Here is a 13,075-nt window from a genome sequence, read left to right as displayed (position 1 = left end):
TTGAGTGTTTAAGGGATTAAGAATCAGGACTATCAGGAGGCCAGCGTGACTACCCCCATCTACCGGCGTGCCATGGGCAGCGACTTTGAACGCCTGCAGCCGGAGCTGCAGGAATACTTCGCGCTTACCCCCGGAATGGGGAAATACGGCGTAGGCGAAGGCGTGTTCGACATCGTTGGGTGCCGCCAGTCCTGGCTCCGGCCACTCCTGAAGCTAACCAGTAATGAGGAGGCCTTCTTCCCAGAGTACGGAGAAGGCATCCAGTTCCGGATCGAAAACCACGCCCACCTTGACCCATTCGGGCGATCAAGCCTCACTGCCCGGCGCGAGATCTTCTTTCCAGGAATCACGCGTCTTTTCCATGACACGACGAGCCTGATTGAATCCACTCATGGGGATTCGCCTCGGAATCCCCGGCTCGTGGACTACGTTGGCCGCTACCGGAGACTCGCAACAGATCTGGACCTGGGAGTTACCGACGGGGGCCGGCTACGTGGCATTTCCGGGAACTCCCGGCTGTTCCTCGGCCCTCTGCGTATTCCGCTGCCCAATGCCCTCGACGCCAAAGCCTTCGCAGAACAATGGTGGGATGTTGCTGAGCAGAAGCACCGGATCCAGGTCAAAGTGATCCAGCCTCAGGTTGGCCTCGTCCTGGTTTATGCCGGACGTTTCGACTACCGCCTGGTCAGCTATCCAGGGCGAGGGAACACTCCCGGGTCCCTTCCGGCCTATGCCCAGCCCGACAAGTGGGAAAGCCGCACCTAGCCCAAGGCGAGCTGGTTGAGGCCGTCTGCCACCTGGGTGAGGCGGGTGAGGACGGCTGTGGCGCTCGATGGCGTGTGCCCCGCCAGACCTGCTGACGGCGTGACCCTGAGTGATCTCAGGCTCTGGGCCGGAAGTCCGAGCTGCCGCCATGGCCGCCAGACGTTCTCCACCGCATCAGGCACCCGCGGGAGCTGGCCAGTCGGGTTTTCAACGGGCAGTACTCCTGCCCAGAGCCGCTTGCCGGATTCTACCGCAGCCGCCAATTGCTCCCATTGGCGTGACGTGAGTGCTCTGAGCGGGACGGCGATACCGTCGGCTCCTGCAGCCATGATGCGATCAAACGGCGCTTCTACTTCCGGCACTGCGACGACGATTTCAACGGCGCCTGCAGCGCGCAGAGCGTCAATCAGCGAGCGCCACGATTCAGTAACTTCCTGCCCGGGTACGGAACGGAGCGTCCTGTAACCACTGGACGTCGGAATGGTCCCGGCCATGATCGAGGTGATGTCCGGCTCGTCGATCTGGACCACCAATCGGGCACCGGGGACCGCCGTCGAGATCCGGGCGAGCAAGTCCTGGACTCCTGCCGCCAACGATTCAGCAATGTCACGGCGTGCCCCGTAGTCCAACAAAGCCCGTTCGCCATTGTGCAGATGGAGTCCGGCGGCCAGGGTGAGCGGGCCGATGAGCTGGACCTTGAATTCTTCGGCGGGGGCCTCTTCGGCCCCGGCTATGTCAGCAAGCACATTGATATCGGTTGAAAGTGCCGATTCCGCCCTGCGCATGTCCTTGCCGGGCCTGTCAACGATCCTCCAGCCGTAGGGCTGTGCGTCAACGGCCAGATCCACGAGAACGGAGGCGGTCCGCCCCAACGGATCGGAACCGACCCCGCGTTCCGGAAGCTCAACCAGAAACGGTAAATGGGGGGAACCGAGTTCGCCGCGGACGATGCGGCTGGCTTCCAGCGGGTCCTCTCCTGGCCACGGTCCAAGTGCTGTTGCGGTGACCTGGTTTTCCTGCTGTCGTTTGTCGACCGGCATTTAGGCGTCTACCTGTTGGGAGGAGTTCAAGGAGCCGTTCGTGGCGGCTTCGTGGTCCTCGGCGATCGCTTCATGATGGCGGATGACCTCGCCGATGATGAAATTGAGGAATTTCTCCGCGAAGGCCGGATCCAGATGGGCCTCTTCCGCCAGGCGCCTGAGCCTTGCGATCTGGGCGAGCTCCCGTCCTGGATCCCCCGCAGGAAGTTTGTGCGTTGCCTTGAGAAAGCCCACCTTTTGCGTGGCCTTGAAGCGTTCGGCCAAAAGGAACACGAGAGTCGCATCGATATTGTCAATGCTTGACCTGATGGACAAAAGTTCCGCCATCACCGAGCTTTCCACCTGGCCGGCGAGAGAGCTGGCCGCAGGATCGTAGGATTCAGCGTCGGGGTGGTCATGGTTCTGCTCGCTCATGGTTCCAGTCTAGGGGTATGGCCGTTGATCCCCGTCGCTGTTGACGCCCGTCCCGAGCCGGTGCGTGTCCGGTCGGAAAGTGTTGCGCGCGGGAAAAAGAAAGACCCTAATATGGACCGCCTCAGGAGAAACCCGCCGCCGCCCGATACGAAACCGGTGCGGACCGGCGGCGGGTCCTGTCTCCTGCGCGGTTTAGGACTAGGTAGCGAGCAGTGCCCTGTTCTCTTCGCGTCGTCGGGCCTGTTCTTCGGGATCAGGCACAGGCAAGGATGCGATGAGCCGCCTGGTGTAGTCATGCTGCGGGGCACCCATCACCACATGTCCCAGACCCTGTTCCACGAGCTTGCCTTTGTAAAGCACACCCACCCAGTGGGAGAGGATGTCAACGACGGCAAGGTCATGACTGATGAACAAGGCCGCGAAGCCGAACTCCTGCTGGATCTCCTTGAAGAGCTCAAGCACCTTAGCCTGGACGGAGACGTCCAGGGCTGACGTCGGCTCGTCGGCGATGAGCAGCTTGGGGTTCAGGATGAGGGCCCGGGCCAAAGAAGCCCGCTGCCGCTGCCCTCCGGAGAGCTCGTGCGGGTACCTGCCTGCATACGACGCCGGTAACTGCACTGATTCGAGCAGCTCACCCACCCGCTGGCGTGCCTGGGCAGGCGTCGGGTCGCCATGGATGATGAGAGGCTCAGCAACGCAGTCACCAATTGTCAGATGCGGGTTGAAGGAGGCGGCAGGATCCTGGAAAACAAAGCCGATGTCCTTGCGGTGAGGCTTGAAAGTGCGCTCCTTGAGGTTGAGCATTTCGTAGCCAAGGACTTTCAGGCTGCCTCCGGTGGTCCGGTTCAGCCCGGCAATCGCCCGGCCGATAGTGGTCTTACCGGATCCTGACTCACCCACCAGGCCAAAAACTTCGCCCTTGGAGAGGGTGAAGCTGACACGGTCCACCGCCTTAAACCCGGGGCTGCCAAGCCTGCCCGGATATTCAATGGTCAGGTCCTTGGCCTCAACCAGTACCTTGCCGTGTTGGTGCGCCCGCTCCTTCAGGCCCTCAGATGCAGAATTCCTGCCGAGGTGGGGAACCGCGGCGAGCAGTTTCCGCGTGTACTCCTGTTTCGGTTCGGCGAAGAGGATCCGTGCAGGAGCTTCCTCCACCACGTCCCCCTGGTACATGACCACCACCCGGTCGGCCAGGTCCGCCACCACTCCCATGTTGTGGGTGATCAGGACAATCGAGGTGCCATAGACGTCCCGCAGGTCCCTCAGCAGCTGCAGAATCTCAGCCTGCACGGTTACGTCAAGGGCGGTTGTGGGTTCGTCCGCAACAATGAGCCCAGGATTCAATGCTAGGGCTGCCGCGATGACAACACGTTGTTTTTGACCGCCCGAAAACTGGTGAGGGTAGTAGTTGACCCTGGTCTCAGGATCAGGGATGCCTACCCGGCGCAGCGCATCAATCGCCAGGAGTTTCGCCTCCCGCTTGCTGATGCGGTTACCGCCCTCTCCCCTCCCGGCATGGGCTCGGAGACCCTCCGCAATCTGCCAGCCAACAGTAAAGACCGGGTTGAGTGCCGTCGACGGTTCCTGGAAAACCATGGCGACGTCCTTGCCACGGATCTGGCGCAAACGCGCAGCGCTGACGCTGATGACGTTGTTGCCATTGATGAGCACGGCCCCCGAGCTTGTGGCCGTTTCCGGAAGGAGCCCCAGGATCGTCTTCGCTGTCACCGTCTTGCCGGAGCCGGACTCCCCCACGATGGCCAGGACCTCGCCCTGCTTTACCTGCAGGCTGACGTCCTTCACTGCATGCACGTCACCTCCGTCGGTGGCGAAGGTGACCTTCAGATGGTCGATATCCAATACCGGTCCGGTGCTGACGGCGTTGTCCTCTATGGGATCGATGTTGATGGTCATAACGTCCTCGCTTCCGCTTCCAACGCTGCCTGGGAAGCGGTGGGAGCATCTGCTCCACCCTTACCACCGGCGCGCTTGCGTCCCCGCAGACGGGGATCGTTGAGATCATTGATGCTCTCGCCTACAAGGGTCAGGCCCAGAACTGTGAGGACGATTGCAAGGCCAGGGAACACGCCTGTCCACCAGATTCCTGACGTCGTATCAGCCAGGGCCTTGTTCAGGTCGAACCCCCACTCAGCGGCCGACGTCGGCTCGATGCCGAAGCCCAGGAAGCCCAGCGCTGCAAGCGTGAGAATGGCTTCTGAGGCGTTAAGGGTGAATATGAGCGGCAAGGTACGCGTGGCGTTCCCGTAGATATGCCGGGTCATGATCCGGATATTCGAGGCGCCCACCACCTTGGCTGATTCCACAAACGGCTCGGCCTTCAAGCGGATGGTCTCCGCCCGGATAACCCGGAAGTACTGAGGAATAAACACGACCGTTATGGAGATCGCCGCAGCCAGGATTCCGCCGATGAGGCTGGACCTTCCCCCGCTGATGACAATGGCCATGACGATAGCCACGAGGAGGGAGGGAAAGGCGTAAACAGCGTCGGCGACCACAACGAGTACCCGGTCCAGCCAGCCGCCAAAGTATCCACTCACCAGGCCGAGGATTACTCCGATAAAGATGGACATCACGACGGCAACGATGATCACCATGATTGCCGTCTGTGCACCCCAAACAACCCGCGAGAAAACATCGTAGCCACCCACGGTGGTACCCCAGAGATGCTTGCCGCCCGGGGGTTGCTGGGTCGGAAAGCTGCCGTCGGCGTCGGAGATCTGTGAGAAACCGAAGGGTGCAATCAGCGGGGCAAAGACCGCCGTCAGGATGAAAATTCCCGTCAGCACAAGACCGGCCACCAGCATGCCGCGCTGGAGGCCTACGCTCTTGTTGAAATGCGAAATCACCGGCAGCCGCTTGAAAAGAGGTTGCCTCGGATCCGCCACGATCGGCAGGGGGGAAACAGTGCTCATGTCAGTACCTCACACGGGGATCGATCAGCGCGGCCGCGATGTCCACGATGAAGTTGGTGAAGGCCACGATTATCGCCAACAGGACCACAATGCCCTGGACGGCGACAAAGTCGCGGGCAGTCAGGTATGAAGCCAGCTGGAAGCCCAGGCCCTTCCATTCAAAGGTGGTCTCAGTCAGCACTGCTCCCCCGAGCAGCACGGCGATCTGAAGCCCCATAACGGTGATGATGGGGATCAGGGCAGGCTTGTAGGCGTGTTTGGTCACGAGCCGGAATTCGCTGACGCCCCGTGAACGCCCGGCTTCTACATAGTCCTTGCCCAGGGTGCCGATGACGTTGGTCCGCACCAGCCGGAGGAAGATTCCGGCCGTCAGGAGGCCCAAGGCAATTGCCGGCAGAACGGCGTGGGCCACGACGTCACCAAGGGCTGCCATGTTCCCGCTGCGGAGGGCATCCAGCCAGTAAATTCCCGAGGGGGCTCCCAGGCCCGTTAGCGAAAGCTCGGTGGAGGTGGTGGCCCGGCCTGCCACTGGCAGCCAGCCCAGCCAGACAGAGAACGTCAGTTTGAGGAGCAGCCCGGCGAAGAACACCGGAGTGGAATAGCAAAGGATGGCGAAAATGCGGAGTACTGCATCCGGGGCCTTGTCCCGCCGGTGGGCCGCGATCATGCCCAGCGGAATTCCCACCAACAGGGCAACGAGAACGGCGTTGATGGACAGTTCCAGGGTGGCCGCCCCATAGGTGGTCAACATTTCCGAGACTTTGCGGTTGTCCGACAACGTGGTGCCGAAGTTCCCCGTAATGAGTTGGCCAAGGTATTCAAGGTACTGCACCAGGATTGGCCTGTCGTAGCCTGCGGCGTGGATCCGCTCCTGCAGTTGGTCGGGGGGAAGCCTGCCGCCCATGGCGGACGTTATGGGGTCACCGGTGATCCGCATGAGGAAGAAAACCATGGTGACGAGGATAAAGATCGTGGGGAAGATCAGGAGAAACCTGACCAGTATGTACTGGCCGAGACCGCCGCCCGATGACTTCTTTTTCGACGGGAGGATTCCGTCTGCGTCGCTTGGCGGCGCATCAATAAGGGTTGTCATTCGTACCTAAAATCTAGAGATTCCCGGCGTTGTTGGGGACCGGGTGACCAGCAAAAGGCGGGACGCCGTGGTGGCGCCCCGCCTCCGTGGCTGGTCAGGACCTGATGGGACTCTTACTTGGAAATCACGCCAAGACGGGTCTTGAAGGAAGCATCAAGGGTGGTATCAACGCCCTTCACATTCGCCCCGGCCACCATCAGCTGTGCACCCTGCAGAAGGGGCAAGGTGGAGAGGTCCTTGGCAACGGCCTCCTGGGCTTCACCCAGGACTTTCTCGCGTTCGGCCTTCTCAACGGTTGTCAGCTGCTTGCCGATCAGATCGGTCACAGCCGGGTTCTCGTAGTGGTTGCCCAGGAAGTTGCCCGGAATGAAGAACGGCGTCAGGTAGTTGTCGGCGTCTGAGTAATCCGGGAACCAGCCCAGCTGGTACACAGGATAAGCGTCGGCCGTCCTGTCCTTGGAGTACGTCACCCATTCAGTGGACTGCAGGTCCACCTTGAACAGTCCCGACTTTTCCAGCTGCTCTTTGATCATGGCGTATTCGTCGCCTGAGGACTCACCGTAGTGGTCAGGGTTGTACTGGAGTTTGATGGTCACGGGAGCAGTGACGCCAGCATCCGAGAAGGCCTTCTTCGCCTTGTCCAGGCTGGGCTTGCCGGTGCCGTCGCCATACATTTCCTTGAGCGGCTGGGTAGCGCCGACAAAGCCGTCCGGAACAACCGAGTACGCCGGGAGGTAGGTTCCCTTGTAAACCTGGGTAGCAAGCGCTTCCCGGTCTACGATGTTGGCCATGGCTTGGCGGACAGCGAGCGCCTTGGCGGGATCCGCATCAGGTGCTTTGGCGCCGAACGGCATGGTGTCAAAGTTGAAAACGATGTACCGCAGCTCACCACCGGGCCCCTTGTGAACCTTGACTTTGGAATCCTTCTCAAGGTCGGCGACATCCGTGGCCGTCAGGCTGCGTCCTGCGACATCGATCCCGCCCTGCTGGACCTCCAGCTTGAGGTTGTTGGCGTCCGCGTAGTACTTGATGTTGGCGCCGTCGTTTGCCGGCTTGCCCAAGAGGCCCTTGTAGTCCGGGTTGGGCTTGAGGCTGACCAGTTCGTTCTTCTTGTAGCTTTCAACGGTGTAAGGGCCGGCGAAAGGCTTTTCCTTGACGATGTCGTCGTCGGTCATGATCTTGTCAGCCGGGAAGACCTCTTCATCGACGATGGGACCCGAGTTGGCTGCCAGGACACCGGGGAAGACCTGGTCGTTGCCCTTCTTCAGCGTAAATACCACTGTCTGGTCGTCAGTGGCCGCGACGGAGGCGAGGTTGCTCAGCAGGGAGGCCGGGCCGTTGGGGTCAGCGATCTTGACCACGCGGTCGAAGGAGAACTTCACGTCTGAGGACGTCAATGCGTGGCCGTTCGCAAATTTGAGGTCCGACTTCAGCTTGACGGTGTACTCGGTGGGGCTCGTGAATTCTGCTGACTCAGCGATATCAGGGGTGGAGTCAGCGGTTCCGGGCTTGGCGTTCATCAGGAACGGGTAGATCTGGTTCATCACCATGAATGAACCGGCATCGTAGGAGCCTGCGGGGTCCAGAGTGACCACCTTGTCAGTGGTGCCATAGGTAATGGTTCCACCTCCCGCTCCGCCGGTATTCGTTCCGCCGCCTGACGGGCCCGTGCAGGCAGTCAGGGCGAGGGCGGAAACGCCCGCGAGCGCGATAGCACTCCGCAGGGCTTTCTTAGTTGTTGGCATCTGTGAACTTTCTGTTCGATGACTACCGCGCGCCGCCTAAGGTATGCCGAAGTACTTTCTTGCTCGAAAGTTACTCCGTATTACGGCGCGCCGTGCTGATGCCTAGATTCAATCAGAGAATCCGGTGCGGAAAGGCCGGATCAGGTGATTCGAAACACAATGTTTACCGGATTGATGCAGGACTATCGTTTTCTTCGGCCCGAGTGGGCCAACAGGATATCGCGCGGCTTAGAGGGCGGCGCGCTGCAGGGAGCGGGCCGTATCAATGGTGGCCTGACCAAGTACACGGCTCCCTTGGTACAGGACCACTGTTTGTCCGGGCGCAACTCCCCGCAGTGGGTTGGTGAGAGTGACCACGAGGTTTTCCTGGCTGCGGCCGTCCTCGTCAGTTGAGCGCTCCATCCACGCACGGGCAGGGACGGGGTCGCCATGGGCGCGGACCTGGGCATAGCAGTCGAACTGCTCACCCGTACTGATCTCACCGATGGGGAGGCCCGCCCAGGACACCTTGATGCCCCGGATTTCGTCAATGGCAAGCAACGCCTCAGGGCCGACAACCACTTTATTTTCCTTGGGGCGGATCTCCAGGACAAAGCGCGGCTTCCCGTCCGCGGCGGGAGTACCCAGCTTCAATCCGCGGCGCTGGCCGACGGTAAAAGCGTTGGCGCCCGGGTGTTCGCCCACCTTGGAGCCGGTTTCATCAACGATGTCCCCGGTGGTCATGTCGATCTTCTCGGCGAGCCAACCGGCGGTATCGCCGTCCGGGATGAAGCAGATGTCATGACTGTCCGGCTTGTTGGCCACAGACAGGCCCCGCCGCTCAGCTTCAGCCCGGACCTCGGCCTTGGAGGGTGTATCGGCCAGCGGGAACATCGAATGCTTCAGCTGTTCGTGCGTGAGTACACCCAACACGTAGCTTTGGTCCTTTGCCCAGTCTGCAGCGCGGTGAAGCTCCGGGTTGCCGTTGGAATCCTCAATCACCTTGGCATAGTGTCCGGTGCAGACGGCGTCGAACCCCAAGGCGATTGCCTTTTCCAGCAATGCAGCGAACTTAATGCGCTCATTGCAGCGCATGCATGGATTCGGCGTCCGGCCCGCGGCATATTCGTCAATGAAGTCCTGGACGACGTCTTCCTTGAACCGCTCGGAGAAGTCCCAGACATAATAGGGAATCCCGAGGACGTCGCAAGCCCGCCACGCATCGCGTGAGTCTTCGATCGTGCAGCAGCCACGGCTTCCGGTCCGGAGAGTTCCGGGCATGCGGGAGAGCGCCAGGTGGACACCGACGACGTCGTGCCCGGCTTCAACGGCACGGGCGGCGGCAACGGCGGAGTCCACTCCACCGCTCATGGCTGCAAGAACTCGCATACTGGCTTTCTTTAGACAAACTCGGGAAATTTAGGGATTTCGGGGCCGGTTGTCCGGCTGAGATACGGGTAGGCACACCGCCCGCCTATTTATTCTACTGTCCTTGCGAATCAGGGCCCAAAATCCCTTGACCGCCCCCGGCTTTCGCTTCTAAAGTCAAGCGTATCCGTTTTAGAAGCGAAGACGACGCCTGCAGTATCCAGTCAGAATCGAGGCCCACCATGGTTGCCGAACATATCGTCATCGCCGGGGGCGGGCTGGCGGGAGCCACCGCGGCGAAGACGCTCCGCGCGGAAGGCTTCGCCGGTACTCTGACACTCATTGGCGCAGAGAAGCATCATCCGTACCTGCGACCTCCGCTCTCGAAGGAGTACCTCCTGGGCAAAGAGGGCGAAGAAGCCCTTCCAGTTGTGCCCGACTCCTGGTACCAGGAGAACGCCGTCGACCTCCACCTGGGGCTCAGGGTCACTGAAATTGACCCAGCTGCTCATGGCGTGACCCTGGCTGACGGGAGCCGGCTGCAGTTCGACTCTCTGCTACTCGCCACTGGTGCCCAGCCCCGCACCATACCGCTGCCGGGTAGCGGGCTTGAGGGGGTAACTGACTTCCGTGCCGTCGATGACAGCCGCTGGCTCCGGGAGAGGCTGTCCGGCGGCGGCAGGAACGTCGTGATGATCGGCTCAGGCTGGATAGGCATGGAGTTGGCCGCGGCCGCGTGCACCTACGGCAACCAGGTGACCCTCATCGGGCTCGAGGACATTCCGTTGTCTGCTGCCATCGGGCCGGATCTGGGCAGATTCTTCCACACCCTCCACGAGGCCAACGGCGTCCGTTTCAGGCTTGGCGCATCCGCCGTCGAAATACGAGGGACCTCAGGAAAGGCAACCGGTGTGACAACCGACTCCGGCGAGTTCCTTCCGGCAGACATTGTTGTGATCGCCGTCGGAGTCGTCCCGAACGTCGAACTTGCCAAGGAAGCGGGCCTGGAACTGGACAACGGCATCTTGACTGACGCTTCACTGCGGACTTCGGCTCCGGACATTTATGCTGCCGGGGACGTTGCGAATGCCCTGCACCCCTTCACCGGGCAGCACCACCGCAGCGAGCACTGGTCTAATGCTTTGAACGGCGGCAAGACCGTGGCGAAAGCCATGCTGGGGCAGGATGCCGTGTTCGACACGATCCCCTACTTCTACACCGACCAGTTCGATGTCAGCATGGAGTACTCGGGATTCCCAACTCTCGCTGGGGAAAGTCCCGTGATACGCGGCTCGCTCGAAACCAAGGAGTTCATAGCCTTCTGGCAGCGTGAAGGGCGGGTGGTCGCGGGCATGAGCGTCAACTGGCCAAAAGCCCCCAAGCCCAAACCCTCCGCCCAAAAGGTGATCAAAGAACTGATCAGTTCCCGGCGGCCCCTGGCAGCGGTTACCCTTGCCGATGCCGAGGTGCCCCTGGATCAGCTGCTCGCTGAACCCTGATGTGCAACTGAACCCTGACGGGCAACAGTGGCGGCTGTCTGAATGGAGGACACATGTCCCGCCATGCCGGCCTGGGTGGCGCGTTGGTAGGCCTCAGGCAATGCCCTCAGCAGCACGTCAACATCCGCGTCCGTGGATGCATGCCCCAAGGTGAAGCGCTGCGCTCCCCTGGCTGTCTCTTCGTCCAGGCCCATGGCAAGGAGCACGTGGGAGGGGCGTGGAACTCCGGCAGTGCAGGCAGAGCCCGTGGACGATTCCACGCCGGCCAGATCCAGCAGGAACAGCAATGAATCCCCTTCGCATCCCGGGAAGGTGAAGTGCGCGTTGCCCGGCAAACGCCCCTCGCCAGGCGCCCCCCGCCGGACTGCAGCCGGTATCGCTGCCTCCACTCCTGCGATGAGGCGGTCCCGGAGTCCGGAAATTCGTGCTGATTCTGCCGAGAGGTTTCGAGTGACGGTTTCGGCCGCCGCGGCAAAGGCTGCGATGGACGCTGCATCCAACGTTCCAGAGCGGACATCCCGCTCCTGGCCTCCCCCGTGCTGCACAGGGGTAAGCTTCACTGATCGCCCCAGCAGCAGGGCCCCGACACCCACCGGGCCACCTATCTTGTGTCCTGAAATCGACATCGCATCCAGGCCGACACCCCTGAAGGCCACCGGCAGCGAGCCAAATGCCTGGACAGCGTCGGAGTGCACCGGCACGCCTGCTGCATGGGCCAGCTCCACGATCTGCGCAATCGGCTGGATTGTTCCCACCTCGTTGTTGGCCCACATCACCGTTGCTAGCGCGATGGACCCTGGGTCGCGGGCAAGCTCGGCTTTGATCGCATCCAGCCGGACCACGCCGTCGCCGTCCACGGGAAGCCAGCAGACCTCGGCTCCCTCATGTTTTTCAAGCCACTCCACGGTGTCCAGGACGGCGGGATGCTCGACGGCGGAGCAGAGAATGCGCGTACGCAAAGGGTCTTCTCCATGGCGGGCCCAATACAGTCCCTTAACTGCAAGGTTGTCCGCCTCAGTGCCTCCGGATGTAAAGATGACTTCTGAGGGGTGGGCTCCCGCCGCGGCTGCAAGCACTTCACGGGCATCCTCCACTGAGCGACGAGCCCGGCGGCCGGAGCCATGCAGGGAGGAGGGGTTGCCGGTACGGGAAAGTTCCCGCGTCAGAGCAGCCAGCGCCTCCGGAGATAAGGGCGTGGTGGCGGCGTGATCAAGATAGACAGGCACACACCAATTCTAGCGTTGGGGTGGTGCCGCTTCGGCTGCAGAGCACATGGCGGAGCCTGAGGGAATCTGGCGTCAGTTCGAGGGCGGCATAATGGCCAGCCTTTGGACGACGTCGGCCTTTGCAGCTGACAACGTCCCCTGATCCGGACAGGAAATGGAGATATAGACGGAAGAGCCGGTCTTGGCGAACATCCTGGCCATTATCGACGTCGCCTTGGCCCCGGGACCGGGCTTGCTTTCAAGGACCAGCACCTCCACGTTCGGAGCGGGCTTGTCCGGCTCCCCTCCCCAACGCAGATTGGCCGGCGTCAGGTAGTCCGGGAGGATAGTTGAATCCAGGTAAGTGAAGAGCTCAGCGGTGGACGTTTTGTCATTGCCGCTGGTGGTCAGAGGCCACTGGTTGGTCCGCACTTTGGCAGCCACTACACAGCCGTCGGCCTTGACGTACTGGTTTTCGCCCGCCACATCCTGCTTTCCGGGCGTCCAACCCGGGGCTTTGGCCAGCCCGTCAGAAATCCCCACCGGCACCCCTGCAGGCAGCGTATCGCCGGCAGAGAAGGGCATGTCCTTACCGGCAACCGCTGCGGCATCGTATCCGGGAGTAATGGTGGGGGTGGCTACTCCCGGGGTGGTGGGAAGAACCTTGGGAGCGGCAGGATCCGGCACACCCAGGCTGCAGCCGGCTGTCATCAGCGCAACACCGGCTGAGAGAAGAAGTGCGCGAGGAACGCTCCTCCACGTCCCGGACAGATGTCCGGCACCGTTAGTCGCTTTATCCCGCCGCATTTCCCGCCACGCCTTGAAATTCACGTCCTGCACCCAGTCCCCCCACTGCCCCAGACGCCGTCCTGCACGGGCCTCCGCAAAAGTCTAATCTCCAGCGCCGCCACAACCGATTCCCACGGACATGCCCCCGCCACGGAGGGAACCAAGAGCGGCTGTGCAGTCGTTGTGTTCCTAGCCGGTTAAACTGGCCCGACCGGACTGCCTGAGCGGGCTGGCACCATCAAGAA

General features: G+C 61.6%; 11 protein-coding genes. 2 read left to right on the top strand and 9 right to left on the bottom strand.

Annotation, left to right across the window (positions count from 1 at the left end):
* Nucleotides 1-45 precede the first annotated feature (45 nt).
* Entirely contained in the window at nucleotides 46-765 is a 720-nt protein-coding gene (locus tag M1E02_RS07025; RefSeq protein ID WP_479377375.1) for a DUF4166 domain-containing protein, read from the top strand.
* On the opposite strand, the gene M1E02_RS07020 is transcribed toward M1E02_RS07025, so the two are convergent.
* The 7 genes from M1E02_RS07020 to mnmA all read right to left on the bottom strand — a co-directional run bounded on the left by M1E02_RS07020 (nucleotide 762) and on the right by mnmA (nucleotide 9,340).
* Nucleotides 762-1,805 carry a uroporphyrinogen decarboxylase/cobalamine-independent methonine synthase family protein gene (locus M1E02_RS07020; RefSeq protein ID WP_479377374.1) on the bottom strand — a complete coding sequence of 348 codons (1,044 nt, stop codon included), beginning with the start codon at nucleotides 1,803-1,805 and terminating at the stop codon, nucleotides 762-764. The genes M1E02_RS07025 and M1E02_RS07020 overlap by 4 nt on opposite strands.
* Nucleotides 1,806-2,219, bottom strand: a complete 414-nt coding sequence (locus tag M1E02_RS07015) for a chorismate mutase (protein WP_479377373.1) — start codon at nucleotides 2,217-2,219, stop codon at nucleotides 1,806-1,808.
* 198 nt (nucleotides 2,220-2,417) lie between these two features.
* Entirely contained in the window at nucleotides 2,418-4,133 is a 1,716-nt protein-coding gene (locus tag M1E02_RS07010) for an ABC transporter ATP-binding protein (protein ID WP_479377372.1), read from the bottom strand.
* Nucleotides 4,130-5,152 (bottom strand): ABC transporter permease, encoded by a 1,023-nt coding sequence (locus tag M1E02_RS07005; RefSeq protein ID WP_479377371.1) that lies wholly within the window; start codon nucleotides 5,150-5,152, stop codon nucleotides 4,130-4,132. The genes M1E02_RS07010 and M1E02_RS07005 overlap by 4 nt, the downstream gene beginning before the upstream one ends.
* A gap of 1 nt (nucleotide 5,153) precedes the next feature.
* Complete coding sequence (locus tag M1E02_RS07000) at nucleotides 5,154-6,245, bottom strand: ABC transporter permease (protein ID WP_479377370.1); 1,092 nt, start codon at nucleotides 6,243-6,245, stop codon at nucleotides 5,154-5,156.
* 113 nt (nucleotides 6,246-6,358) lie between these two features.
* Entirely contained in the window at nucleotides 6,359-7,990 is a 1,632-nt protein-coding gene (locus tag M1E02_RS06995; RefSeq protein ID WP_479377369.1) for an ABC transporter substrate-binding protein, read from the bottom strand.
* A 228-nt stretch (nucleotides 7,991-8,218) separates the two neighbouring features.
* A complete protein-coding gene (gene mnmA / locus M1E02_RS06990; RefSeq protein ID WP_479378090.1) occupies nucleotides 8,219-9,340 on the bottom strand; it encodes a tRNA 2-thiouridine(34) synthase MnmA in 1,122 nt (373 codons plus the stop codon).
* Nucleotides 9,341-9,579: 239 nt separating this feature from the next.
* Between mnmA and M1E02_RS06985 the strand changes: the two genes are divergently transcribed.
* Nucleotides 9,580-10,836, top strand: a complete 1,257-nt coding sequence (locus tag M1E02_RS06985; RefSeq protein ID WP_479377368.1) for an NAD(P)/FAD-dependent oxidoreductase — start codon at nucleotides 9,580-9,582, stop codon at nucleotides 10,834-10,836.
* Here M1E02_RS06985 and M1E02_RS06980 read toward each other — a convergent pair.
* The gene (locus M1E02_RS06980; protein WP_479377367.1) at nucleotides 10,815-12,062 is read right to left on the bottom strand and encodes a cysteine desulfurase family protein; all 1,248 of its coding nucleotides are present in this window, start codon (nucleotides 12,060-12,062) and stop codon (nucleotides 10,815-10,817) included. The two genes, M1E02_RS06985 and M1E02_RS06980, sit on opposite strands and share 22 nt — an antisense overlap.
* Before the next feature lie 72 nt (nucleotides 12,063-12,134).
* Nucleotides 12,135-12,881: a hypothetical protein gene (locus M1E02_RS06975; RefSeq protein WP_479377366.1), complete on the bottom strand. Its 747-nt coding sequence runs from the start codon at nucleotides 12,879-12,881 to the stop codon at nucleotides 12,135-12,137.
* Nucleotides 12,882-13,075 lie beyond the last annotated feature (194 nt).

It is taken from the genome of Arthrobacter sp. Z5-13 (assembly GCF_056499105.1).
This window is presented reverse-complemented; position numbering and strand designations above follow the sequence as displayed.